Below are 24,197 nucleotides of genomic sequence, written 5' to 3'. Positions count from 1 at the left end.
ATGATCGTCAAGGATTCCCTTCCCCAACCAACCTCTGACCGGTTTCAGCGTGCTGGAGACGAAGCTGAGCGGCAGATGGCCCACTATTTAAAGCGTGCCTTCGGGGAGAACCAGAGTGTGCACGTTTTCAACAATCTTCGCCTCGAACATGACGGTGAGGTGGCGCAGATAGACCACCTGATTTTCCACCGGGCCGGCTTCGTCATTGTCGAGAGCAAGAGCGTCACAAGCAGCGTCCGCATCAATGAACGTGACGAATGGGCGCGTCAGTGGAACGGGCGCTGGAGCGGGATGCCCTCTCCTGTGCTCCAGGCCAGACGGCAGGGGGATTTGTTACGGGCCCTCCTGCAGGCCCATAAGGCGGAGCTTCGGAACAAGATCCTCTTTGGCTTGAAGCAAGGCGAGTTCAAGCTCTTCATCATTGACGCTGTGGTGGCCATCAGCGACAGCGGTGTGGTGCAGGCCAGCGGCAAGCTTTCCGATGTGAAGAAGGCGGACCAGATCCCCGACCGCATCAAGGAGCTGATTGCCGAGCACGGGCGTGCGGCAAGTCTCCTCAGTACGGAGACGCGAGCCGACGACATGGGGTTCAACCTCTCGCCGGAAGAGTTCACACGCGTCAGCGCCTTCCTACAGGCCAAGCACAAGGAGCGGGAACAATTTCCAGCTGAACGCCGCGATGTGGCCTCCCCGCCTCCCGCGCCTTCGCTGAACGTCCCAACCGGACCCAGCCAGGCCTCAGGTCCAGCTGCGCAGACCTTTACGTGCAACAAATGCAGGAGTGCGGACCTCGAGATCAAGTTCGGACACAACTACTACTTCAAGTGCAGAAGTTGCGGTGGGAGTACGCCCATCAAGCTGACCTGCCCCACCTGTAGTGCGCAGGCCCGGACCCGCAAGAGTGGTGCGAGTTTCTACCGGGAATGTGCGACCTGTGCCACCTCTGCGGAGTACTTCACCAATCCTGGGCCGCGACCTACGAACTGACTTCACCAAAAAGATGTCCTGAGCAAACCCTGCACGGACTTCGCGCTTCTACCGCGCGACCTCGCGCACCTGCGCTTCAGAAACCTCCTGAGCCACGAACAGGGCGCCCACCACCTCCAGAACGCCTACCAGTTTTTCTGCTTGCTCCTCAGCAGAGGCGCCCTTGGTCGCCTACGCTTCTCCCACCAGTTTGGACAGGAGGGATTGCAGCTACGTACCGCCAGAGAACCCGCGCGCTGCAAGTCTGTCCATATGTCGGGGATGCGGTCTCGGGCCAGCTTCTCGTACGTCACGGCCTTATAGGATTTCCGTTGATGGCCTCCAAGGTCTTGCCTATGGTGGAGTCATGTCAGAAGCGCCTCAGGGCTATCAGGGCTTTATCCAATCTGGGCCTGATGAGGCGACGTATATGCGCGGCATCGTGCTGTTTGGCGAGAACACGGCCTCCTATAAGTTCGCGCTGACCCGTGCACTTCTAGACCTTGCTGAGCAGCAGTACACCTCTGTCACGCTTCATGAGCTGGCGCCACATTTTGCCGGACATATTCTGAGGCATGTGCGGGCGGGCAAAGTCCAGGGCACCATGCGCAGCAGCGTCTTCCTCGACGCGGCTCAGGCCCATCTCGACGGGCAAATGAACCTGGAGGAGTTCCATGCAGTCACCGCGCAGCACGCCTTCCGGTATGTGCTCGATCTGTACCACCGCCTCCCAGGGGGTGAATCGAGCGTTCAGTTCTACGTGCAGGAACGCAAACCGCGTCGTCTGGTCCTGACCGACGAACTCCTCTCCTTGTCCGCCGACCAACGCGGCCAGCTCACCCACGAGACCGAGGCCCGGTGGCATCTGGTCGAGCATGCCTGGACCCAGACCCGAGAAGGACACCGGGAGGCGCGCCGGATCGCCTTCGATTCAAGCTCCGAGGAGCTGGTCCTCGTGCCGTGGCGGCATCAGACCAGAAAAGCCCTCACAAAGTTTCGGCCTGCCCTCAGCGGTTATCAGAAAGGCCGCTGCTTTTACTGCTTCGCGGAGGTGGATCTGAACGACACGGTGCTCAGCCATGTCGATCACTTCTTCCCCTGGAGTTTGGGCTTCCGGCTCACGGACACAGACCTGAATGGTGTGTGGAACCTGGTGCTGGCGTGTGCGGAATGCAATGCCGGACCGGGCGGGAAGTTCGATGCCATCCCTGATCGACGTTTCCTGGAGAGACTGCACCGGCGGAATTCCTACCTCATTGACAGCCATCACCCGTTGCGTGAGTCCTTGATGCGGGAGACCGGCGGGTCAGCGCAGGAGCGCTGGACGTTCCTGTACCGCCTCTGGGAGCGGCTGCGGGAGTGGCAATCCCGAAGTTGGAACGGGCGCCCAACGTCTGGGCGCCCATTCTGAACGGGAAGGCGTCAGGCCATCCGTTTATTACCTTTGCAAGAGACCCAGGTGCGAGGTCTGGGATGCAGAACAACTCCTTTGCTCCCTGAGGTCTTTGACCTGCCAACAAGAGGCAGGGAGAACAGCAGTCTTCCAGTCCGTCACAGCCCCACCAGCGCCTGGGCTTGCCCTTCGAGAATGGCCTTGCGGCCATACCCTTGTGAGGCAACCGGAGCGTCAGGCCGCCCCGCTTTACGCCAGGACAGAGGGCGCGAGATTTCCCACCTTCAGGGCGTAGCGGGTTCCGCGTTTCTGTCCAGTCTTTTCAATGAGTCCGCTGTCCTGCATGACCTGCAGTTGCGCGCGAATCTCCACCTGGGTCATTGGCGTAAGGGCCCCTTCGAGTTCCGCTATGGTGCACGGTTGGCCCTTTTCCTCCAGGAATTGCTGAACGGCGGAAGCGGCTGCCTCCCCCCGCGCTGCTGGCCGTAAGGGAGGCATCGTCCCCATGAGCCGCGGCAAGGTGAGCAGCTGAGCGTCCGGCGCGGCGGTACGGAGCTGGTCGGCGCTGCTCGGGTGGCAGGTGAGGTACAGCACCTGGTGCTCACGCGCGACTTCTGCGAGTGCCGCGGCCACACTCGCGGCGCGTTCCGGATCGGCATTGACCAGGATGTCGTCCATGAGCAGCGGCACTTTCGCGGTCCGCTGCCCGAGGGTACGCGCCAGGCCCAGGCGCACCGAGAGGTACAGCTGCTCCTGCGTGCCGCGGCTCAGCTGGTCAATGTCCACCAGCTCATCGCGCTCGGTCACCGCCCGGAATGCGGCGCTACCTTCCACCTGACGCACGGCCACATAACGTCCACCGGTAATGTGCGAGAACACCTCCGAGGCGTGCCGCAGCACCTCCGGTCCCTTCGTGCGCTCGTATTCCCTCAACGTGGTGCTCAGGAGTTCCCCGGCAAGGCGGCGAACCAGCCAGGCGCGCGCGTCCTGACGCAGCTGCTCCCGCTGGTTTTCCAGGAACTGCCCGACGTTGGCGGAGGTCGGGGAGTCCGCCAGCTGCCTGAGTTCTAACGCGAGCTCCGCGTCCCGGCGGTACCGCTCATCCTGGCGTTCAGCGAGCGCTTGCCGCTGCCCGCTGATCCGCTCGAGCTCCGAGTGCCACTCGCCCGGCTGGGCGAGGTCGAGTTCGGCACGCAGTTCGGAAGCGCGTTGCCCTCCGAGGAGGTGCAGGTCCCGTTCAGCCTCCAGAACCCGTGTTCGCAGAATGGCCCGCCGTTCCCGCAGCACCTCCCAGTGCTCCAGGGTGTGCAGGTCCGGCGCACCGCATTCCTCCAGAATGGTCGTGACGGCGCGCTGAACTTCACCGCACTGCCGGTCCAGTCCCGCCAGCCGAACCGTCAGATCCTGCCGGCGTTCGCTGATCTCGGAGGCCTGCCGGGCCGCTTCCAGGGTCGCGAGGAGGTCCTGGGCACCTTGAACCGAGGGAGCACCCGTCGCGCGGGTCACCACCTCTGCCATACGCTCCTCGAAGGCCCGGACCGCCACCTGCAGCTGGACGAGTTGCGCTCCTTTGTCCAGGACTTGTCGGGCCGTATCAGCGGCGCGTTGCAGGCGTTCGAGCAAGACGCGCATCTGGGCCGGGGACAGCGGCGGCAGCTCCTGCGCCCTCAGCCACGAGGTCCACTCGGCTTGCGCACCGTCCAGGTCCTGCGCCGCGTCCTTCAGGGTCTCCTGCTTTTGCGTGAGAAGCTGCTCTGCGGACTGCGCCCGTTGCTGGGCCTGCATACGCTGCTGGGCGAGCTTCTCCCTCAGGGACTGCAGGCGGACGGCCTCACGGTCCACGTCCTCCTGACGTTCTGTGACGGCGTGCCGCGCCAAAGCCAGGCGCTCCGCGAGACGCTCCGCCTCCTCCGCGTCCTTCAGTGCCTGACGCAAGTCCGTCAGCGCCGCGTCCGCAGTGGTGGCGCGGCCCAGGGCCATCAACAGCTCCGCAGAGCGCTCCCGAAAGGCCGTCACGTCCCCGGCGGTTTTGCGCAGGTCCTCCCGAAGTCCCTGAATTTTCAGGAGGGCGTCGCGGGCCGCGGTGACGCGCAGCAAAACGGCATCGAGTTCCTCCGGGCGTCCAAGACCAAACCCCAGCCCAACGGCCCACGTGGCGAAACTCCGCTCAGCTTCCGCCCGGCTTTCCCGGGTGTCCTGCACGGCTTTGCTGGCTTCCTGGACCAGCGTCTGGTCTCCCCGATGCCGCCGCTGCGCGTCGTCGCGCTGACCTGCCGCTTCGCGGATGCGCGTCAGGCTGGCGAGCTTCCCGTTCAGCTCTCCTTCCAGCGCCAGCACCTCACCCAGTCCCGCCTGCCCGGTCAAGCCCAGCGTCTTGAGGTCTTGCAGCAGCACTGCGGCGCGCTCAGGTGGTGCCGAGGGCGCGCCGCTTGCCGTCACAGGGCGCTGCAGATACGCCAGGGCCAGGCCGCACGTGAGCGTGAGCAGCGCGAGAAGCGGATGCACCAGGAACGCGCAGAGGGTCAGCACGGCCGTCAGCGCCACGCTCACCCACAGGGGCCAGGTGGCTGCTGGGCGCGAGGTACCCGGCGCACCTGGTTGTACCTGAAGGCGCGTGCGCACGGACCCAGCAAGGTGATGCTGCGCCTGAAGCTCACCCAGTTGCCGGTCGAGCTCTGCCGTCTCTGGGAGCTTCGCGTGCCCTTGCAGGCGGACTTCACTTTCACGCAGGGCCTGCTCGCGGGCCGTCAGGGTGCGCCCGGCTTCCTCCTCCGCCCGCTGGGCCTCCGCCAGCTTCCGCGCCCAGGTCTGCGCACCCTGGCGCCAGGCCTGCTCGTCCTCGCGGCGGTGGGCACTCAGGCGATCGGCCGTCCACGGACCGCCCAGTTCAGCGAGCATCCTGGGGAGCAGCTCCTCCTGCCGCTGCACCTCCTGCTGGAGGCGGGGCAGGTCCTGCAGGAGGTGCAGCGGCGCGTGTTCCAGCGTTGCTCGGAGGGTAGGCAGGGCGCTGAGCAGCGCCGCGTCCGGGTTCAGGGTGTCCGCCGCCTGCACGGCCGCATCCAAGCGAGACTGAGCATCTACAACAGTCCCCCGCAGCAGGTGTTCCTCCTCGGTCGTGGCGGGTTCCTCCAGGGACCCCAGCGGTGGCAGGAGACCGAGTTGCTCCCGCGCCTGCTCCGCCTCGCGCTGCGCTTCGCCCACCTGAGCCTGCACCGCCGCGTGCCGTTCGGCGGCGTGAGTCAGCCGCCGTTCCAGGGCGTCGACGTGCGGAACATACTCCGCAGCGTGAAAGTCCGCCAAGGCTTCCTGGGTCCACGGCACGGGGAGCGCCGTCCGCTGCCGCGTCAGGTCCTCGCCACTGCTGCCGATCTCCATCTCCCGCTGCGCCAGACCCCGCTGGCGTTCCCGATGCGCCGCCAGATCGCTGGTGAGGGCCTCCAGTTCCGGCTGGGCGGTGAGCAGGGCCGCGGACGGCGCGGGCAACGCACCGAGCTCTCCACGGAGTCCGGCGCGTTCACCCTCCAGGTTCCCCTGCCGTTCCAGGAGGCCGCGCAGCTCCGGGAGGCGGACGGCCCCGCCGGGCGGCGGTTCTTCCAGGCCTTCCAGCTCCTCCTGGGCCTGTAGGCGGTCGACCCACCCGGGCCACAGCCGGACCAGGTGTTCGAGGTCCTGCTGGCGGGTTCCCAGCGCCTCCTGCGTACGCTTGTCTCGCTCGATGCCCTCCTGCAGGGCACCGCGCTCCTGCGTCCATGTGGCGTACCGTCCCGCCTGCTCCTGCGCGCCGCGCTGCAACTTGCGCAGCTCCGCGTACGCCCGCGCCCCACCGTTGAGCCGGGCTCCAGACGCGCGGGGGCGGAGGTACTCCTGGGTTTCCTGCTCCAGAGCGTCCACCGCTGCCCGTGCCGAAGGGCCCGCACCCGCTACGCCCGCCGCGAAGATGCGTTCCTGCACGCCCTGTTTGGTGAGGCTGGAGAGGGTCTGGAGTTCCGTCAGGCCAAAGGCGAAGACATTCCGGAACACCTGATCGTCGATGGCCCCCAGCAGCTCACGGGCGGTGCCGGGCGGGCATTCCTCACCGGACGTGAGGTCCAGCACGCGTCGCACCCGCCTGCCTGAAGCGGCCACCCGGTAACGGCGGCCTCCAGCGTCCAGGATGACGCTCCCCTGCACGTCACCCGAACCGAACAGCACCTCACGGATGAACTCCAGCAGCGTGGACTTTCCCGCCTCGTTCGGTCCGAGCAACACCGTAAGCGGCTGCTGAGGCGGGGCATCGAAGGTGAAATCGGCGTTTCGTAGGCCCCGGAACGCTTCCACCTGCACGCGGGCAATCCGGATCATGCGCCCTTCCCTTCCAGCGCCGTGAGGGCCAGCGCTTCAGCTTCCGCGAGGAGGCCGGGCGCATCCGCAAGCAGACCCTCCAGGTCCAGGAAGTCCTGCACGGATGCCAGGGACGTGTTGCCGCGCAACTCGCCCAACAGGGCCGACACCAGCTGCTGGGCGTCCGTTTCGTCCACCCGACGCAGGAAATCCGCCGTGAAGTCCTCGCCCTGCAACCGGGCAGCCCGGTCAAAGGGTGGGCGGGTGCGTACCCGCAGGTCGTCCCACCACAGGTCCTCCGGCGACTGCTCCCTCAGCCATTCCAGCAGCGACTTCTGAACGCCAGCCCGGTGCAGCTCCCCATGCAGGGGACCCTGCCCAGTGAGCCGCGCGCGCAGCACCATAGGCCGGTCCTGGCCCAACCCCAGGGCCTGAGAGGACAGCCTTTCCCCGAGCTGACTCAGGGACGTCAGGCCGTCCACCGGGCACTCCAGCGTCTGAAAGCGCCAGCTGTCGGTGTCTACCCAGTCCAGCCGGATGTCCCCGCCGGCGACCTCCACCACCGCAAAGCCCTTGGCGCCCGTTTCATTGGGATGGCGCGCCTGCGTGTTGCCCGGATACACCACCGTTGGGCCGCTCTCCTGCAGAACCCGCCGCGCGTGGATATGCCCAAGCGCCCAGTAGTCGTACCGGCTTTCGCGCAGGTCCTCGAGGGTGCAGGGGGCGTACACACCGTGCGACGCGTCGCCGTCCACGTTGCAATGCAAAACGGCCACGTGATAGGCGTCGCCAGGCGTTCGCCGGAAGCGGCGCGCCAGGTTCTCCTGGACGTGGCGCTCAGGGAAACTCATGCCGCTCACCACCGCGAGGAGCTCACTGCCCCGCCGCACTTCGGCGTGCTCCACGTCCCGCGTGCTAAACACGGTGACCCCTCCGGGCCACGTGTCTACCGCTGACCAGCGCCCGCCATTGGGGTCGTGGTTGCCGTGCACGATGAAGCTCTGAATGCCCGCCTGGCTGAGACGCTCCAGGCCGCGCAGGAACCGCAGTTGCGCGCGCACGCTGGCCGTATCGGAGTCATAGATGTCGCCCGCGATCACCAGGAACGCGACCTGACGGTCCACGCAGGCCTGGACGACGCGGTCCCAGGCGTCCAGGGACGCGTCGCGCAGCCGCTGAGCCAGCTGCTCATTAACGCTGGCCAGCCCGGAAAAGGGCGTGTCCAAGTGGAGATCCGCCACGTGGGCGAAGGAGAAGGACGTCATACAGCAACCTCCCAGCGAAGGAGAAGGTCAGGGACACGACAGGCCATGGCAAGTGGTGTAGCACCGGCGTTCCTACATCCACGTCACAGGAAGCGGGAGGATGGTCCTCTATTACACGTCCAGCGCGCAGATTCTACGGAGGCCAACTCCTGAGGGGCGCTGGCCTCCACCCGGCTCTACTTGCCGCAGCTGCGGTCGTAGTCCTGTCGCAGGGCGCGTTTGCCGACCAGTTGGGCGTCGCGCTCGGTGACTTCCTCAAGGGCCTCCAGGTCGCACAACTCGGTATCGATCAGCAGAGAAGAGCTGGCTGCGGCCACCAGGCCGAGCAGTTGCCGGCATCGGTCAGATGCCGCTGCGCCCGCACTATGTGGCCCGCGTCCATCGCCGTCACCGCGTCGCGCTTGGCCCGGGCATTTTCGAGCAGGTGTCAGGCGATCCGCACGTCCGGGTGCTCCGGCAAGGCGGCGAACTCGCGTTCAGGCAGCACGGGCAGGTCGAGCTGGACTCGGGTCTTGCGGCGGACGCCGTCCCAGCCCGTTCGGGTCAGGTGCAGTCGCGTGATACCCACCTCCTGGCCTGCGGGCTGTGCGGGAGAGTCCCTGCAATTCACGATTTTGCCCAATGTCGTTTCAGTCTACCTTTCTGGCAGTCCTTCTCTCTCGGGCGACGTCATTCTTGTCCTTCTTCATACAGGAACATCGGCATATACCTCATCCAGGGTCAGGGCGTAGCTCAGGCAGGGCAGTTCTATGCTGCCACTGCTGGCCAGCTCTTGTAGCTTCCAGGTTTCGCCTTGGCGGTGGTACGCATACACTCGCCGCTCGGTCTGCTCGACAATCAGGTACGTCTGTAGGCTCGGCAGGGCGGTATAAGCTGCGTACTTCGCCAAGCGGTCATTCTGGGCGGTGCTTTTCGACGTGACCTCGACCAACAGGCAGGGAGCCGTCTCATACGTCGTCTGGGCATCCGGGTTCTGAGGTGTACAGACCACCATCACGTCCGGGTAGTAGAAGGCGTTGCTGGCCTCCACCCGGAGCTTCATGTCTGAGCTGTACACCAGGCACCCTTGCTTACGGGCTGCACCGCGCAGGGCAGCCGCGATGCTCCCCGTGATCAGCACATGCGCGCGGGTCGCTCCAGCCTGAGCGCGCGTCCAGCCGTGCAGGGGGTACACGAAACCACCCACATACTCCCGTTTGACCGGACTCCCCTCTTCTGTCCGCAGGTACTCTTCCACGCTCATGGGCTTCAGGGTGGGAGCGCTCATACGCCCACTGTACGCGCGCGCCCCACCGCACATTCGCCCTTATGTCAGCACGCCCGCCTCTTCCAGCACCTCAGCACTCTCCCCAAGCTCCAGCAGGATGGGGCCCGCAGCTCCTCCATTGCACCCTGCAGCTCGGTCAACGCCTCCTCAGCAAGTTGAGCGGGTTTCGGCAATTCCCCACTGTCCGCGCTATCGTCCTTCACCTTAAACCACTTGGCAAAGCGCAGTGCCGCGCTGGTACTTCAGTGACCTGAACGAGCGTGACCAGGCGTCCGCTGCCATCGCCGAACTGCGCCTGCAGGAGCACCGCAACCAGCTCCGCACCCGGTTGTTCTCCAGCCGCCGGTAGACCAACTCCCTGGACCCGTTACGGGTGGGGCAGGGTGGTGTACAGCGCCTGCCTCTCCTCCACCTGCTCAATCCCTTCCAGATGCTCTCGTCCGGGTCTCCAGACTTCACCAGCTCCTTCACGCGCTCGTTTTCCACCTCGAAGGCCGCAGCGACGTGCAGACGGCACAGGTGTATGGCAATTGGGCGGATGAACGCCTGCGAGAACACCTGCGCTGACAGAAAAAGGAAATCTGGCCGCAGAGTTTGCAGCGCACCGCTCAGCGTCCGTTCGGGTAGCGGATTCAGTTCGAGAGACAGGACAAACAAGGGATTCCAGCACGACACACTTGAGGGATTGAGAGCTCCTACTCCCAGTTGGCCTTGTCAGGCCCTGGCTTCGCTGTGTGTATCCGTACGACACACTTGGGGGATTGGAAGCAGAAGGAGCACGACATACTTGGGGGAAAGATATCTACTCCAATGGCAAGACGCGTCCAAGACGTGTTTTTTCAACTCGACCCGCTTCAGAAACCAGTCGTTTACCACGCACGACATACTTGGGGAGAAAAGTCTGATTCCACACGACATACTTGGAGGATTTGGCCTCTAAATCACGACACACTTGGGGAATTGGAGAGGTTTAACGCACGACATACTTGGGTGGTTTGGCCTCTAAACTACGACATACTTGGGGAGCTTGGGAGCAGGACGTACGACATACTTGGGGGATCTGGGGGCAAAACCCACGACATACTTGGGGGGTCTGCGGGCAAACCCACGACATACTTGGGGGGAAAGTGCTGGAAAAGATTGTCCAGCACGCGAGGCACCTCGCCACTTGATGATGAATCATCATTCTTTTCTTTTAATCATAAAAACAATCATCATTCAGAACCTCTGGCCCTTGGGGTAGAGTGCATCGACCGGAGATCAGGTGGCACGCGAACGCAGGCGCAAAGACATAAGCGGACAGATGCTGCAGCGCCTCACCGAGGCAAACGTGGCGCGTCTGGGACTCATCAGCATTCAGGAGCGGATTCCAGCAGACTTCACGCGCTGGGAATACGAGTTCGAGGTTGAGGGACGTCAAGGCCATCTGGCGTGCTTCAGCCCAACGGAATATGGGGGCGTTCCGCACGGCCTCGATGGAGACATCGCCAACGCCTTCATTGATCTGTTCATTGAACAGGGTTCCCCGGAGAATGGTGCCGTTGCGACGACCGCCAGCCAGGTGCTCCTCCGTGCTGGACTGCACAACAATGGGCACTACCACCGGGTGCTGACCGAATCCCTGCGGCGGCTCAAACAGGCGACGTACACCATGAGTCACGCCTGGCGGGATCACGAACACCAGCGCTGGACCAGTGGCACCTTCAGCTACATCCTGGACTACGAGGTGACTTCCCCGGAACGGGATACGGTGACCGAAGGTGCGGTGCTCTCCGTGACACTCGCCCGGCAAATCGTCAAGTCGATTCGCTCAAAGTACGTCAAACCCCTGGATTACGTATTCCTGACCTCTCTGGAGCGCCCCCTCACGCGCGCGCTATACCGGCTTCTGGATGCCAAACGGTACGACCCACAGGACCTGACCCAACGCGTCGTGTCGTACCAGGTCAATCTGCTGGAGTGGGCCGCTGAGTGCAAAATTGTGGACCTGCGTACGGACAAGATTCGCCGCACGCTCGAAGGGGCCCATGAGGAACTCAAGGCGCGCGGGTATCTCCACGATGTGGTGTACGAAGGCCGAGGCAAAAAGCAGACGCTGACCTACGTGTTTGGCAGCCCTGAAAAGGCGTTGGAGAGTTTGGAAACGCCGATGGTGGTGGCCCTGGTGGAGCGGCGCGTAGCGCGCCCCGTGGCCCGCAAGCTCGTTGAAAGTCTGGGCGAAGGACATGTCGCCGCTCGCCTCAAAAAGTTTGATGCGCTGAAGGCCTCCGGCTACAAGATGCGTAACCCATCGGCCCTGCTGGTAGACGTCATCAAGGACGCTGAGGGGAAGTATCCCGATCCTCCAGGGATGGTCTCGCCTGAGCAGGAGGTGGAACAGCAGCAGACGAAAGTCCGTAGGCAGACGCAGGTCTTGCAGGAGGTCGAGGAAAGTGAGGCGCAGCGTGAAGCGGCGTTCCGCGCATTGAGTCTGGAAGATCAAGCGGAGAAAGCGCTGAGGACCCTTCAAGTCCTTCTGAAAGGACGTTTGGAAACGTCACAGTACGCTCGCCTGCGGACCGCCATTGCAGATGGCCGCACAGATGGAACGGTGTTGGTTAAAGAAGCGACGCGGGCCGTCTTTGAGGGAAGGGCAGAAGAACTGTTGGATCAGCTGCGCTCCTTGACAGTAGAGGGGTCATAAACTTATTTAAAACGCCGTTTAGGGCTTGAAGCTGGGGTAGCCAAGCAGGACGGAGACGAGGAAAAATGGAGACGGTATGTGCAGATACCGTCACCATCATAGTTTAGGTCGTCGTGCGGTGATTCGTCAGCTCCACCGTTGGGCGAAGCGGCACTTCAGCGATCTGAAGCGATTCAAGCATCAGAAGCTGACGGATGCCCTGCTCGTGGCCCTCTTGCTCGCTCGCTTCGTGTTCAAGCAGCCGTATCGCTCGATCTGGTGGAACATGTTGAGGGAAGACCGACGCGGTCTTCCCTCCTACACCCAGGCGTACATGCGAAGCGTGCGTCTGCTGGAACGCCTCGAAGCCTTGGTCAGCCCCGCCAAACGCTGTGCAGAAGTGATCATTGACTCCATGCCGCTCCCGGTGTGTCGCCCGAAACGAGGCAAGCGGTGCAAGTTCCCGGGAGCGAAATGGGGGTTTGGGACCCAGGGCGACGTGTACGGGTACAAGCTGCATGCCTGGGTGACACCCGCAGGGGAGATCGTCCAGTCCCTCCTCAAACCCGCCAATCTTCACGACACCACCGTCAGCTATGAGTTGAACCAGAGGTGGCCTGAGTTCGGCGGGCCAAAGATCATTGGGGACAAGGGCTATTGCTGCCTGGGCTACCTGTTCCCACCCAAGAAAAACACCTGCTATGACAACGGGTGGCGGCAAGACCGCCACCCAAAGCTCCGCAAACGCATTGAAACCGTCTTTTCACAATTGGTCGAAGCTCAAATTCGCTCCGTTCAGACCAAAACACTTCCCTCTCTCCGGCTCCGCGTCGTCCTGGCCGTCCTCGCCCATAACCTCGCTCAGCCCTAAACGGCGTTTAAAGATGCCAGCCCACTCTGACTCAGTGGGTGACAACTTGTCCAGGTGCCGGGGAGCAGACCAGGACCATACCGCCCTATGCGGCGGGGCAGCAAATGCACTGGCTTTGTAACGATTTAGCAGGACCATCGCGGTCCTGCTAAATCGTTACAATTATTAGAATATAAACAACTATTCATCACGAGATCTATCTTAGTGTTAAATAGCTACTTTAATAGCTGAATAGTTGCAATTCTTACTAGATGGGTACAATTCAAGAGTTGTCGCTGGCATGAATGCCCAGCTGATGTTTGACCAAGTCTTTGTTCTGGCAAAGTATGTTGTTCTCCCCAGGCCGGAACAAATCAGGTAAGGATTCTACTACTACAGTTGCAGTTGGCGATTGGGTCCCTCAAATACGGGAATTCTCGGGAGGTGACTGGTGACAGAAAGCCCTTGAACAACAGGTTCCTGGAGCAACTGCAACTGTAGTAGTAGTGGTCTGATTCAGAGGTCCTTTGACATTTCTGCAGAGGAGAATGGCCCAGCCCGTGCCCTCCTGGCATTCTCCCCAACTGTCAACGTTTTTCTGAATCAGACCACTAGGCACTTGAATGGCAACTCCGACGGCACTGGATTCCGGCGGTCTGGCGACCGTCCACCGGCTGCACTACCGGACGGGGAGATCGAAACGCCTCTCCCTTCCTGTGCCATAGGAGGGCATCAGGTCGCCCACCGCGCTGTACCGCCACAAAAAACCTTTCACCTGACGCTTGCAGGGATCGGTATCAGTTCCGGCAACGAAGAACCGACCTGCGAGCATTGTGATGGTGGAGCTGGCCTGCATCGCGCCGAGACCGCAGAAGGTCAAGGACTCACCTCCGCCTGATCCGGCCGTGGGAGGAGCGTAGGCCTGGGTGGTGAGGTGGGCGCTGGGAGCAGCGCAACTGCCCAGCAAGGGTATTAGCAGCAGGAGAAGAGCACTCTTCTTCACGGTTGCCTTTCGGCCAATCCTGACCTGCCAAACATTTTAAGAAGTTCTCTCTTTCCCATCTTGGTCCTCCAAGATTGCAGAAGATGCGATTTCGCAGGAACTTCCGGAACGTCCGTACATCCGGATGTGCTGCACGCCGTCAGTTCAGGCACCCTCTGCTCTATTATCTCACAAAACTCATCAGCCTAGGAACCTATTATGAGCCATGACTCATTGAGGGAAAATCCTAAGATGAGAAGGAGGGAAAGTCATGTCCACGCGCAAAAGGCAATTCGGGGTCTACATCGGTCGGTTCCAACCGCTGCACAACGCCCACCTCGCCGTGATCAAAGAGGCCCTGCAGCGGGTCGAAAAGCTGATCATCGTTCTCGGCAGCGCCAACGCCGCCCGTAGCATCCGCAACCCCTGGCACGAGGAAGAGCGCGAAGTCATGGTTCGCGCCGCCCTGAGCGCTGAAGGCGTTCCAGCCCACCGCGTCATCGTCGCCAGCGTCCGCGACCACCACTACAACGAGGACATGTGGCTGGCCGAAGTGCAGCAGGCTGTGTACACCCATACGCGCGGGACCGACGACGTGGCCCTGATCGGGCACCTCAAGGACGAGACCAGCTACTACCTTCACTCCTTTCCCGGCTTTGACCCGCTCCCGACGCAGGTGCGCCTGGAGCACAGCGCCTCAAGCGTGCGCCAGGCCTACTTTGAAGGCGACATGGAACGCGTCGCTCAGGACGTCCCCGCTGCCGTCTATGCCCAGCTGCAAACCTTCGCGCAAACCCCTGCCTACGCTGAGCTTCAGTCCGAATGGCGGGACATCCTCGCGTACCGGGCGGCCTGGGCGTCTTCGCCCTTCCCCCCCACGTTTAATACGACCGACGCGGTCGTAGTCCGCAGCGGGCACGTCCTCGCAATCCGCCGGGGCGTCAACCCGGGCAAAGGCAAGCTTGCCCTTCCTGGCGGCTTTCTCGACGTTCACCAGCCGCTCCTGACCAGCGCCATCCGGGAACTGCGCGAGGAGACCGGCCTGGGCCCGATGTTCGGCGCGCAGGAATGGAGCAACTACCTGGTGGGCAAAGAGACCTTCGATCATCCCGCACGTTCCCTGCGTGGCCGCACCATCACCACCGCGTTTCACTTTCATCTGGGCAACGGCTCTCTTCCCAACGTGCAGGGGAGCGACGACGCGCAGGAAGCCATGTGGATTCCGATCAGCGCCGCGCTGGGCAGCCCGCGTGAGTGGTTTGAAGATCACCACGCCATCCTCGAAGCCTTCCTGCTCGCGCCGAACCTCGGCCGACCCGGCCTGCCGCACGTCACGCATATGCGGTAACGAATCCCCTTCTGAGGCATTCAGGCCTTGTTCGTTCCCCGAGGACTGAGACTCACCCGCTGATGAAAGCCTTGCCCAGCTCTCCCCCTCTCCCCCACGCAGGAGTCACCGCCATGACGCAGACCCAGGAACAGCTTGCTCCGATCATCATCCCCCTCAGCGAAGAGAACATCTTGCTGGACACCGACTCCTACAAGGTGTCGCACGCCTTCCAGTACAAGCCCGGGGCAGTGCGCCACACCGCTTACCTCGAAAGCCGGGGCGGACGTTACGCCAGGACCGTGATGTTCGGCCTTCAGTACATCCTCAAGCGCTGGATGGAAACCCGCGTCACGGAAGCGATGGTGTACGAAGCCGCCGAAGCGTTCGGGCAGCACGGCGTTACCTTTCCGCTCGAACAGATGCTGCGTATTCCCCAGGTCCACGGTGGCCGCCTTCCCCTGGAGATCCGCGCCCTGCCTGAAGGCAGCGTCGTTCCCGTTCGGACGCCGCTGATGACCGTCACCAACACCGATCCGGAACTCCCCTTCCTGGTCGGCTACTTTGAAGCCCTCCTGGAACGCGTGTGGTACCCCATCACGGTCGCCACGCAAAGCTGGCACATCAAGCAGATCATCAAAGAAGCGCTGGAGCGCACGAGCGACCACCCCGAAGCGGAGCTTCCCTACAAGCTGCACGACTTCGGTTCACGTGGGGTGAGCAGCGCGGAGAGCGCGGCCATCGGCGGCGCAGCGCACCTGGTGAACTTCCAGGGCTCCGACACGTTTGCGGGGGTGCGGATGCTGCGCAACTACTACCGCGCCCCCATGGCCGCCGTGAGCATTCCCGCGGCGGAGCACTCCACCGTCACCTCCTGGGGCAAGGAAGGCGAGGTGGACGCCTACCGCCACGCCCTGAAGGCGCTGGGGACCAAAGGCGGCCTGCTGGCTGTGGTCAGCGACAGCTATGACCTGAAAAACGCCCTCAGCAACATCTGGGGGGATGCGCTGCGGCAGGAAGTGATCGACTCGGGCACCACACTCGTGATTCGCCCGGATTCCGGCAACCCGGCCGATATGGTCCGCATGACGGTCAATGTTCTGGCGAGCCGCTTCGGCACCACGCTGAACAGCAAGGGCTACAAGGTGCTCAACAACGTCCGCGTCATCCAGGGGGACGGGATCAACGCGGAGTCCATCCGCGAGATCATCGCGGCCATCGAGACGGACGGCTTTTCCCTCACCAACGTGGCGTTCGGCATGGGTGGGGCGCTCCTCCAGCAGGTCGACCGCGATACCCAGCGCGTCGCGTACAAGCTCAGCGCCGAGCTGTTCGGGGACGGCACCTTCATGGGCGTGTACAAAGACCCCATCACTGATCCAGGCAAGCGCAGCAAGGACGGGGTTCTCGACGTTGTGATTGAGGACGGCAAGTACGTGACCAGGCAGTACCAGACGTTTGACACAACTTTTCCGGGTTCCGCCATGCGCACCGTGTACCGCGACGGGGAAGTGCTGATCGAAGACGATCTTGAGACCGTTCGTGCCCGCGCGGCACTGGGCAGCTGAGCAAATGGGCTGCAGGAAGGGACGCGCTGCTTCCGGCAGCGCGTCCTTTCCCCTGACGTCCAGGGAGTGCAGTCGGTAGATGGTCGCCAGCACGCCGTTCTCCACGACGAACCGCATTCCCCCAACAGGTAGATCCGGGAGCCGCCCGGTTGCGCTTCCAGGAAGGGGGCGCGAGCGAGGAGACGTGACAGCCTCTGGTGAGCAGCAGTCCAGCTCAGGTTTCTGGCAAAGCGTTGTCAGTCGCGCAGAGCAGGCTGGGCACGGATGACCATCTCGTGCACAACAAAACCTCCTGACTTCACCGTGCCAGCGAAGGAAGTCGTGGCTTAACGTGCCAGCCTACAGGTGGCTGCGTCATTGGTTGATGCAGCCGCCTCTCATCCGTCCTCTCAGCGCTTGCTTCGGCTGCGGTCGAAGCTCTGGCTCGCGGCGCGTTTACGGGCGACATTGGCATCTCCCGCGACGTTCCGTTCCAGATCCGCCAGTTCGTCCAGTTCCTGGCTCCGGAGGAAGGCTGGCGCGGGGGCCACGAGGCCGAAGACCTCTCGACGGCTCCGCAACACCCGTTGCGCGCCCAGCACATCCCCCGCGTCCAGGCGATCCACCGCGTCACGCTTGGCCCGGGCATTGCGCTGCAACTCCAGCGCCAGGCGCACTTCCTCGTTCTCAGGTAGGAGGTCGTACGCTTCCCCGGACACGACCGGAAGATTGAGTTGCGCCCGCATCTTCCGGCGTACCCCATCACGTCCCGTCCACGCCAGGCGCACGCGAGTGATCCCGAGGTCCACTCCCTGTGGCTGGGCTGGGACATGCAGAGTCAGAACGATCTCGATCGGTTGCCCGGCCATCAGATTCGGCAGTTGGTAACGGCCCAGGTCGTTGCGTGCGAGGTCGTTGAGCACCTCCTGGCGCAAGCTGCCCAGCGCTGGATTCGGTTCGATCCCAAGACTGACCGTGTGCCCAGTGGTTCGGGACAGGGCACTAAACTCGGCGTCGAAATAGCGGGGCAGCTGCTCTGGATCCTCGATATGCTCGAAATTGCCGTCGCCCGCCACGGCCATGCCGCGCAGGAGGTCCTCGTCGTACCCGGTCCCCAGCCCGATGGTGCTGGTGCTGACCCCACGCTTCGTGAGGCCCGCGACGTCCGGCACGATCTCCTGCACCCGGCGCTTGCCGACGTTCGCATGGCCGTCACTCAGGAGCAGCACCCGGTTCAGCGCCTGCGGGTTGAGATGCCCAGCGACCTGCATGGCCCCGTCGAGCCAGCCAGCATGCAGGGCGGTGGAGCCTCCATCCGTGATGCCTTCCACCACACGGCAGAGGTGTTCGATGTTCTCAGCAGGCTGAGAAGGAACGAGCAACTCGACCTCGTCGTCGAAGATCACGACGCTGACCCGGTCTTGCGCTTCGAGTTTGCGCAGGCCGACCTGGGTGGCTTTTCGTGCCATGGCCAGCGGATGGCCGCTCATGCTGCCACTGCGGTCGATTACCAGGGCGAGATTCAGGGGCGGACGCGGACCATCCTGTGGGGGCAGGTCCAACGGGCGAATGCGGACCAGAACGGTCGTCTCGCCGTCCAAGCCCATAGGGAGAGCGGCCTTGAGGGGGAGGAGTTCGATCCGGGGGGGCAGGTCCGTCATGGTGGTTCTCCAGGGTATGAGTGGGGGCGACCACCACCTTCAGTCGGGTGGTGGATTCGGGGTAGTCCGGACAGGACTTGTCGGTAGGATCATCATACCTGAACAGCTCAAATTGTCAACAATTAAATATGTACCATTCCCGTCTTCTTATCCTCTCCTCTGTTCGCGTCAAGGGCTGACGTCAGACTTGATGGGCCTGCACGTCAAGCAGCGTCGCTCCGATTTCTTCGGGCAAGGTGTTCCACTCCCGCCCTGTTTTCAGCCATGCGAACCCACTCCCGATCTGGAGTTGCAGATCGAGCCGGACCAAGGCGCGGGTCGCCCAGCTCACGTTCCTCTGAGGAGCCCGAAGAAAGTCGGGGAGAGCAGCGGGCGGCGGTGGGATGCAGCCCTCGAAGGTCCAGCCTGGCGCTGGCAGGACAGCTGGCGCAAATCACTCAACGCCTCATTGCGTCTGCACTGAAAACCATGACAACCTGAGTTGCTCGTCATAAGGAGCGGATCAAGGATTTCACCCACCTGCGGCGGGGAGAAGATCAGTATGTCGTCCTATTGCATTTAACGCTTCAGCAATTGACCTGCCTCTCTGACGGAGGGCTCACGCTGCTGTGTGGACGGTATTTCCAGTACGCCGACGGAGAGCACAGTGAGCAGAGTAAGCGGCTTCTTCACCGGTCTACCCTTCAGTTGGGCACCCCCACAGGATGCTCCCGTAGAGATCTGGGAACAGCTCATTCGGCGTCAGCATCTCTACCTGCAGGTTCACAACGCGCGCCCGTAGGGGTCGGCCGAGGGCGTGTCCGAGATGACCCTTTCACCGCTCGTGGATGCGGTCACGGCCCTCGTTGCTCGCATAACAAGCATCGGAGACGATCAAGTCGCTGTCACTGCGGATCACCAGCCTCACTTACTTGTAGTGCCAGAGCTTGACGAGCGGCTGTACTGCTTGCAGGGTTGTGTATTGACCCTCCCCCTCCGACCACACAGGTCATCCAGGCCGTTCCGGTCTTCCTTACCACCTCTCCTGACACGAAGGTCGAGGTCACTCCCCGATCGACGCCCTCTGATCATCTCAACAGGAACCCATCACTCCACAGTTCGCCGCGCGTTTCTGTCCCGGTCCCACCGTTAGGTCCTCAGCAGGCCAGGAGCGGTGGGGTTCCTGCCTGCCCGCAGGAACCCCTGATTGTTGTTTTTTGTTTTTGTTTTTATCTTTTTAAAGATTGATATGATCATCATCAGTGGTGGACCCTTCTTGCGTGCAGGACGTGATTTCTGAGCAGTTTTCCCCCATTCACAACGGTATTTTCCCCCATTCATAACGGCATTTTCCCCTCCAAATCCCCCATTCATAACGGTAGGGCGTCGTGAGAACCCCCCATTCATAACGGTACCAATCCCCCATTCATAACGGGGGTCTTCCCCCCATTCATAACGGTATGTAGGGGTGAAATGCCCCATTCATAACGGCATCTTTTCTGCCTAATCCCCCATTCGTAACGGCATGATGGCCTGAACCGAGGAAAACGCCCCGTGGAGACGAAAGTCTTCTACAATCCCCCATTCATAACGGTAGGGCTGTTTCGACTTTCCCCCATTCATAACGGCATGGAGTCTGAACCGGGGGGCCACTAGAATGCAGAGGCCCGGAGGAGCTTTGAACGGACCTGCTGACCAGAACGTCGTGCTGAGAGAGGACCTGAACGTCGCTCAGCTCGGCCTGATTTCGATTCAGCGGAAGATCGCTCCGGACTACACCTCCTGGAAGGTGGCGTTCGAGCGCTCGGGCATTGCGAGTGAGGTCGAGTGTAACGGGGCGCAGAAGTACGGGGTTCCGCACGGCATCGACAACGACTCTTACCTGGCTTTGCAGGAACTCTACATAGAGCAAGGTTGCCCGGAAAACGGCGTCCTCGTGTTCACCATCTACCGCCTCCTCCAGATGTGTGGACTGGAAGACAGTGGGGCCAACCGGCGGATGCTGCGCGAGAGCCTGGAACGCCTGAGCGCCACCCAGTACTGGATCAGCGGAGCATGGCGCAGCCACGAGGACGACGACTGGGTCACAGTCGGCTTCCGGCTGATCGAAAAGCTCGTCTTCACGCGCAGCCGCAAGGATGTCGATGGAGCAAAGCTCATCGCGGTGACCTTGCCGCAGGAACTGACGCGAAATATCCGCAACGGCTATTTCAAATTCGTCAGCACCTCTCTGCTCCGGCAGCTCGGCCAACCCGCCCGGGCAGCCTACCGGGTTCTCGACGCGCTGCGGCACGACCCCGTACAGCATCAGGCCCGGACGGTCAGCCTGCAAATCCCCCTGATGGACCTCGCCCAGCGCTGCGGTATCGCCACGGACAAGCCGGACAAGATTCGCCGTACGCTCGATCCTATTCACGAGGATCTCCTCCATTCCGAGTACCTCAAGGACGTCGAAGTTACTGGTCGCGGCAAACGCCAGGTGGTGACCTACACGTTCGGGCAGGCATCAGCCGAAGCCGATCCAGAACTGGTCGCGCTGCTGGTCGCCATGAAAGTCCCGGTGGTTGCGGCCAAGAAGACGGCCCTCGACCACCCGCAGCACGTCAGGATCGGTGTCGAGCAGGCCAGGGCCATCCTGGCACGGGGATACAGACCCCAGAACGAGGTGGGCTTCGTCCTCGATGTGGTCCGCTCCTATGGAAGCGGCAAATATGCCTGGCCGGAGGGGACGGACTCCCCGGAGGAGATCCCGAAGAAACTGCCCCGTAAAGCTGCTGCCCCCGCCCCGCAGGAGGACGTCCCCGCTTCCAAAGAAGACCTCGTCCGCACCCTCGCGTTCCTGCTGAAGGCGGAGGGCGTTCGCCGGGAAGAAATCACTTCCCTCCCCGAGGGCATTTTGAAGGACATTCATCAGCGTGTTCTGGGACGTCCGAAGGAGGAGCGCGAGCAGGCGGTCTCTCTCCTCAAGTCACTGCTGTCCCTGAACTGAGCCGCTTTTTTTTCCTTCTGCCCTCCCCGAGAAGCAGGGGGCGTTGGCATGGCGGGGACGAAGAAAGACCTGACCTTTTCCAACCATGCCGGTGGGGTAGGAAAGTCAAGCAGTGTGCGTGACATCGGCTATACCCTGAGGCGTCCGGGATACCGGGTGATCCTTACCGATGCTGAACCGCGAGTGAACTTCACTGACTGGCTCGGCGTCCGGAGCATCTCCTGAGACGGGGGGTAACGGGAGATCGAGCTGGAAGACACCCTGTACCCTGGCGGTCCTGGCTCAAGACAATGTCGCCCTGGCTCTCCCCTCCCCCATTTGTGTTCGCGGCTTGAATCGAATTCCAGGGCACCTGGATGTTGCGACGATCAAGTCCCTGGTTCCCGGCCAACTGATAGGCGTACTGCGACTCTAGAGGACGCAGGGCCTCCTTGAGTCGCAGTACGCCTTTGTCGGGTTGTGTTGCCTTCATTGGCATTACAGCGAACTGAGGGCAGGGATGGCTTGAACTTCAGGCGACCCCTGTAGCAATCATCAACCATTGCCTTTTGGTTGGTGCTGATGCACTGGTTCGCGTGTGAGGGTGAACGTTGGTGATTCGGGCGTGTAGGCTCAGAAATTCTTGAGTGCGTTTCCGCCGCTTGAATTCCTCCTGCGGTTTTTCCACACAACACTCGATACCTCTCCACACAACACTCGTGCCCTTTAGCCCTGCTCCACACAAGCGTCGACAGGGTTCCACACAACGCTCGTCCGGTGCAGGACAGCCCCCATACAAGCGTCGACCCTCCTCAGGGCCTGCTCCTTCACTGAAAAAAGAGGCGGGTGGCCGCTTCTTTCCTGGTTTTTCCGTGCTGAAAGCCCCCTGCTCCCATACAAAGGTCGAGTTCCTCAGGCTCTGACCGCCACGGCACAACCGCTAATATGGACATCCCACACAACGGTCGATACGTAATGGGGGGGGTCCCATCCTTTGAGGCCCTCAACGAGGCCGAAGTGGCGGTCCTTTCGCGACAAGTGCTGCTGGACTGGATGCTCAGACCGTTGAGCCCTACCGGGTTTCTCGAGCACCTGGATGCCTGGACCGTAGGCGTCTTGGCAAACGGGCACTTTACGGTCATTCAGGGCTCCAGGGCATAGGCGGAGCTCGCCGGCACGACCGCTCCCCACAGTCCTCGCACCCCAGTTCAGGAGTCCATTACAGAAGGAGGTTCCCCAGAGGTGCCTGTCCCTTGGCCACCGCAACGGCACCCAGCAATACGCCCAGGTCCTCCTCGCTGGCGATCGGGAGGGTGCCCAGCGCTTCCAGGGCCAGGTCACCCAAACGCCGGACCGCGTCCTCGAAGGCGGCGGTGAGGTCTTCCGGAACCGCTGGGGAGCGTTCCGCTCGACTGAGGGCCGCGATGGACCCCGCAAAGTGCAGGTGCCCAAGACGCTCCGCCAGCGCAAGGCACGCTGCATCGGCCACCAGGTACGGCAGCGCCGCGTAGGAGGCTGTGTTCACGTCGCCCTGATGACACAGAGCGCTCCACAGTGAGAACCAGGGCCCCTCACGCCCTTGCGGTGCATGCTCGCCATGGAGCTGACGGAGGAGGTCCGGCACATCGGCGGCTGAACCATAAGCGTGTTGCGGGGAGGCCCAGCGGGAGTCATCCAGGGGGAGGACCGTCACCCCAGCACCAGGTTGCCTGGCTTAAGGCGGTCACCCTGCAAGAGGCGGGTGATGGCACCGTGCAGGACCACGCACTCCTCCTCCTCCAAATCGAGCTCAACTTCAAAGCCGTCGGTTCCCAGAGCGCTGGCAGCTTCGTCGTCAAGCCGCAGAATCAAGCAGTGTTCATGCAGCAGGCAGGCTGTGACGCCGCCGTAGTGCGTGACCTCCCCGTCTCGGACCAGACAGTAGGTGTCGGAATCGGGGTCGTCCTCATCCGCCTCCAGTGCCTTCTGCAACTCCAACAGATGCACGGGCTCCTCAGCGTTGTCAGCCAAGGCGATAAGGAAGGTGTTGACGTCGGGAAGGTCCTCGACCGCAAGAGCACTGGCGACAAAGCGGACAGGCATGAGGGTAGGATCGCACGTCTCAGGGAAACGTGCTGTGGATTTGCAACGGGTCCGCATGACGCCCAATTGCGTGCTGAGCCGACACAACGTATGTCAGGCGAGCGGACGTATCGGAAACGAACATGACCGGGGGCACACTGCAGCGGCTCTTCAGACCCGCCACGGAGACCAGCGACACCTCTCCCATGCAGGCAGTTGTAAACAGGAACCCTCGGATCTCAACGGTTCTCGCAAAGGACATCGCCCATCCAGCAGGTCCTCAGGTGTCCTTGAGCTCGATGACGAAGTTGCGATAGGACTTCTCCCCTACGTTGACCAGTTTGTGGTGCAGCAAGCCTTGCCCTGCTTCGAGGAACACGACCTGGTCCGCCTCATACTGCACGTCCTGGCTCTGAGCTGGATCGGTCGGGTGGACGTGTTGTAGATGGCCTCCCTGCACCACGATGAAGCAGAAATCACGGCGGTGAACGTGCGCTTCCAGCGCCTCGCCAGGAGCGAGCGCCAGATCCCACACCCGGATCCGCTCGTTTTCAAACATGAGTCGCGTTCCTACCTGGTCACCCGGTTCGGACGTCATACGGCCTCCTTGAGGGTGATCAGGATAACGGCAAGAACCTATGTTCTCTGTGACTGCCGGGACTGATTAGTCTGAACCTGGAGTTCTGCGCGTCGCCGCCCTGACGGAACTGGAGCGGGAAGGCACACAAATCGCACTGTTCTAATTGACGTGCGCCGACGCCAGTGCCGTGATGTTCCCCCAGCACTTCAGGCCACTCCTGAAGTACAGGAGCGCAACTTCTGGCCTTCCAACTGCAGAATTGGACAAGGGGTGAATATAGACCTTTTTTGAACAAATCAAGGCGGCCTCCGGGTCGCCTTCTTTTATGGGATGACTTATGGGCAAAGTGGTCCGTGCTCAGCGCAGGGG

The 24,197-nt window shown here is 62.3% G+C and carries 19 protein-coding genes; 9 read left to right on the top strand and 10 right to left on the bottom strand.

Annotated features, from left to right (window positions below; translation table 11 throughout):
- On the top strand, positions 1–987 hold the full coding sequence (locus B9A95_RS06670) for a nuclease-related domain-containing protein (protein ID WP_084046147.1): 987 nt from the start codon (positions 1–3) through the stop codon (positions 985–987).
- Positions 988–1,333: 346 nt separating this feature from the next.
- Entirely contained in the window at positions 1,334–2,377 is a 1,044-nt protein-coding gene (locus tag B9A95_RS06665; RefSeq protein ID WP_084046146.1) for an HNH endonuclease family protein, read from the top strand.
- A 231-nt stretch (positions 2,378–2,608) separates the two neighbouring features.
- On the opposite strand, the gene B9A95_RS06660 is transcribed toward B9A95_RS06665, so the two are convergent.
- The 5 genes from B9A95_RS06660 to B9A95_RS06645 form a co-directional block, all read right to left on the bottom strand.
- Positions 2,609–6,700 (bottom strand): AAA family ATPase, encoded by a 4,092-nt coding sequence (locus B9A95_RS06660; RefSeq protein WP_084046145.1) that lies wholly within the window; start codon positions 6,698–6,700, stop codon positions 2,609–2,611.
- On the bottom strand, positions 6,697–7,944 hold the full coding sequence (locus B9A95_RS06655; RefSeq protein WP_084046144.1) for a metallophosphoesterase family protein: 1,248 nt from the start codon (positions 7,942–7,944) through the stop codon (positions 6,697–6,699). The genes B9A95_RS06660 and B9A95_RS06655 overlap by 4 nt, the downstream gene beginning before the upstream one ends.
- A gap of 176 nt (positions 7,945–8,120) precedes the next feature.
- A complete protein-coding gene (locus B9A95_RS33365) occupies positions 8,121–8,261 on the bottom strand; it encodes a hypothetical protein (protein ID WP_170928480.1) in 141 nt (46 codons plus the stop codon).
- 110 nt (positions 8,262–8,371) lie between these two features.
- A complete protein-coding gene (locus tag B9A95_RS33360; RefSeq protein WP_170928479.1) occupies positions 8,372–8,512 on the bottom strand; it encodes a hypothetical protein in 141 nt (46 codons plus the stop codon).
- A gap of 117 nt (positions 8,513–8,629) precedes the next feature.
- Entirely contained in the window at positions 8,630–9,211 is a 582-nt protein-coding gene (locus B9A95_RS06645; RefSeq protein ID WP_084046192.1) for a Uma2 family endonuclease, read from the bottom strand.
- A gap of 226 nt (positions 9,212–9,437) precedes the next feature.
- Here B9A95_RS06645 and B9A95_RS36125 point away from each other — a divergent pair, with 226 nt between their 5' ends.
- From B9A95_RS36125 to B9A95_RS06620, 5 genes are all read left to right on the top strand, one after another.
- Positions 9,438–9,560 (top strand): hypothetical protein, encoded by a 123-nt coding sequence (locus B9A95_RS36125; RefSeq protein WP_281255824.1) that lies wholly within the window; start codon positions 9,438–9,440, stop codon positions 9,558–9,560.
- Positions 9,561–10,475: 915 nt separating this feature from the next.
- On the top strand, positions 10,476–11,894 hold the full coding sequence (locus B9A95_RS06640) for a replication initiator protein A (RefSeq protein WP_139806535.1): 1,419 nt from the start codon (positions 10,476–10,478) through the stop codon (positions 11,892–11,894).
- A 76-nt stretch (positions 11,895–11,970) separates the two neighbouring features.
- Positions 11,971–12,744 (top strand): IS982 family transposase, encoded by a 774-nt coding sequence (locus B9A95_RS06635; RefSeq protein WP_084046141.1) that lies wholly within the window; start codon positions 11,971–11,973, stop codon positions 12,742–12,744.
- 1,232 nt (positions 12,745–13,976) lie between these two features.
- The gene (locus B9A95_RS06625) at positions 13,977–15,053 is read left to right on the top strand and encodes a bifunctional nicotinamide-nucleotide adenylyltransferase/Nudix hydroxylase (protein ID WP_084046139.1); all 1,077 of its coding nucleotides are present in this window, start codon (positions 13,977–13,979) and stop codon (positions 15,051–15,053) included.
- Between the two features lie 113 nt (positions 15,054–15,166).
- The gene (locus B9A95_RS06620) at positions 15,167–16,600 is read left to right on the top strand and encodes a nicotinate phosphoribosyltransferase (RefSeq protein WP_084046138.1); all 1,434 of its coding nucleotides are present in this window, start codon (positions 15,167–15,169) and stop codon (positions 16,598–16,600) included.
- Positions 16,601–16,989: 389 nt separating this feature from the next.
- Here the strand turns inward: B9A95_RS06620 and B9A95_RS06615 are convergent, their stop codons facing one another.
- Together B9A95_RS06615 and B9A95_RS33355 are read right to left on the bottom strand one after the other, a co-directional pair.
- Complete coding sequence (locus B9A95_RS06615; RefSeq protein ID WP_084046137.1) at positions 16,990–18,240, bottom strand: vWA domain-containing protein; 1,251 nt, start codon at positions 18,238–18,240, stop codon at positions 16,990–16,992.
- 181 nt (positions 18,241–18,421) lie between these two features.
- Positions 18,422–18,571 (bottom strand): hypothetical protein, encoded by a 150-nt coding sequence (locus tag B9A95_RS33355; protein ID WP_170928478.1) that lies wholly within the window; start codon positions 18,569–18,571, stop codon positions 18,422–18,424.
- 1,326 nt (positions 18,572–19,897) lie between these two features.
- Between B9A95_RS33355 and B9A95_RS06610 the strand changes: the two genes are divergently transcribed.
- On the top strand, positions 19,898–21,208 hold the full coding sequence (locus tag B9A95_RS06610; RefSeq protein WP_139806534.1) for a replication initiator protein A: 1,311 nt from the start codon (positions 19,898–19,900) through the stop codon (positions 21,206–21,208).
- Positions 21,209–21,256: 48 nt separating this feature from the next.
- Positions 21,257–21,433, top strand: coding sequence for an AAA family ATPase (locus tag B9A95_RS31715; RefSeq protein ID WP_139806533.1), 177 nt, complete (start codon positions 21,257–21,259; stop codon positions 21,431–21,433).
- A 973-nt stretch (positions 21,434–22,406) separates the two neighbouring features.
- Here B9A95_RS31715 and B9A95_RS31710 read toward each other — a convergent pair.
- The 3 genes from B9A95_RS31710 to B9A95_RS06590 form a co-directional block, all read right to left on the bottom strand.
- Positions 22,407–22,712, bottom strand: a complete 306-nt coding sequence (locus B9A95_RS31710; RefSeq protein WP_139806532.1) for a hypothetical protein — start codon at positions 22,710–22,712, stop codon at positions 22,407–22,409.
- A gap of 164 nt (positions 22,713–22,876) precedes the next feature.
- Entirely contained in the window at positions 22,877–23,269 is a 393-nt protein-coding gene (locus B9A95_RS06595) for an Imm10 family immunity protein (protein ID WP_170928477.1), read from the bottom strand.
- A gap of 259 nt (positions 23,270–23,528) precedes the next feature.
- Positions 23,529–23,846, bottom strand: coding sequence for a cupin domain-containing protein (locus B9A95_RS06590; RefSeq protein WP_084046132.1), 318 nt, complete (start codon positions 23,844–23,846; stop codon positions 23,529–23,531).
- Between the last annotated feature and the right edge of the window lie 351 nt (positions 23,847–24,197).

It is taken from the genome of Deinococcus hopiensis KR-140, from assembly GCF_900176165.1.
Lineage (GTDB): Bacteria > Deinococcota > Deinococci > Deinococcales > Deinococcaceae > Deinococcus > Deinococcus hopiensis.
Note: the sequence above shows the minus strand (reverse complement) of the source record. Positions and strands in the feature narration are given on the sequence as shown.

Bases quoted from the DNA above. Each gene is read 5' to 3' on its own strand.
- B9A95_RS06670 (WP_084046147.1), top strand. From the start codon at position 1: ATGATCGTCAAGGATTCCCTTCCCCAACCAACCTCTGACCGGTTTCAG.
- B9A95_RS06665 (WP_084046146.1), top strand. From the start codon at position 1,334: ATGTCAGAAGCGCCTCAGGGCTATCAGGGCTTTATCCAATCTGGGCCT.
- B9A95_RS06660 (WP_084046145.1), bottom strand. From the start codon at position 6,700: ATGATCCGGATTGCCCGCGTGCAGGTGGAAGCGTTCCGGGGCCTACGA.
- B9A95_RS06655 (WP_084046144.1), bottom strand. From the start codon at position 7,944: ATGACGTCCTTCTCCTTCGCCCACGTGGCGGATCTCCACTTGGACACG.
- B9A95_RS06645 (WP_084046192.1), bottom strand. From the start codon at position 9,211: ATGAGCGCTCCCACCCTGAAGCCCATGAGCGTGGAAGAGTACCTGCGG.
- B9A95_RS06635 (WP_084046141.1), top strand. From the start codon at position 11,971: ATGTGCAGATACCGTCACCATCATAGTTTAGGTCGTCGTGCGGTGATT.
- B9A95_RS06625 (WP_084046139.1), top strand. From the start codon at position 13,977: ATGTCCACGCGCAAAAGGCAATTCGGGGTCTACATCGGTCGGTTCCAA.
- B9A95_RS06620 (WP_084046138.1), top strand. From the start codon at position 15,167: ATGACGCAGACCCAGGAACAGCTTGCTCCGATCATCATCCCCCTCAGC.
- B9A95_RS06615 (WP_084046137.1), bottom strand. From the start codon at position 18,240: ATGACGGACCTGCCCCCCCGGATCGAACTCCTCCCCCTCAAGGCCGCT.
- B9A95_RS31715 (WP_139806533.1), top strand. From the start codon at position 21,257: ATGGCGGGGACGAAGAAAGACCTGACCTTTTCCAACCATGCCGGTGGG.
- B9A95_RS06595 (WP_170928477.1), bottom strand. From the start codon at position 23,269: ATGCCTGTCCGCTTTGTCGCCAGTGCTCTTGCGGTCGAGGACCTTCCC.
- B9A95_RS06590 (WP_084046132.1), bottom strand. From the start codon at position 23,846: ATGACGTCCGAACCGGGTGACCAGGTAGGAACGCGACTCATGTTTGAA.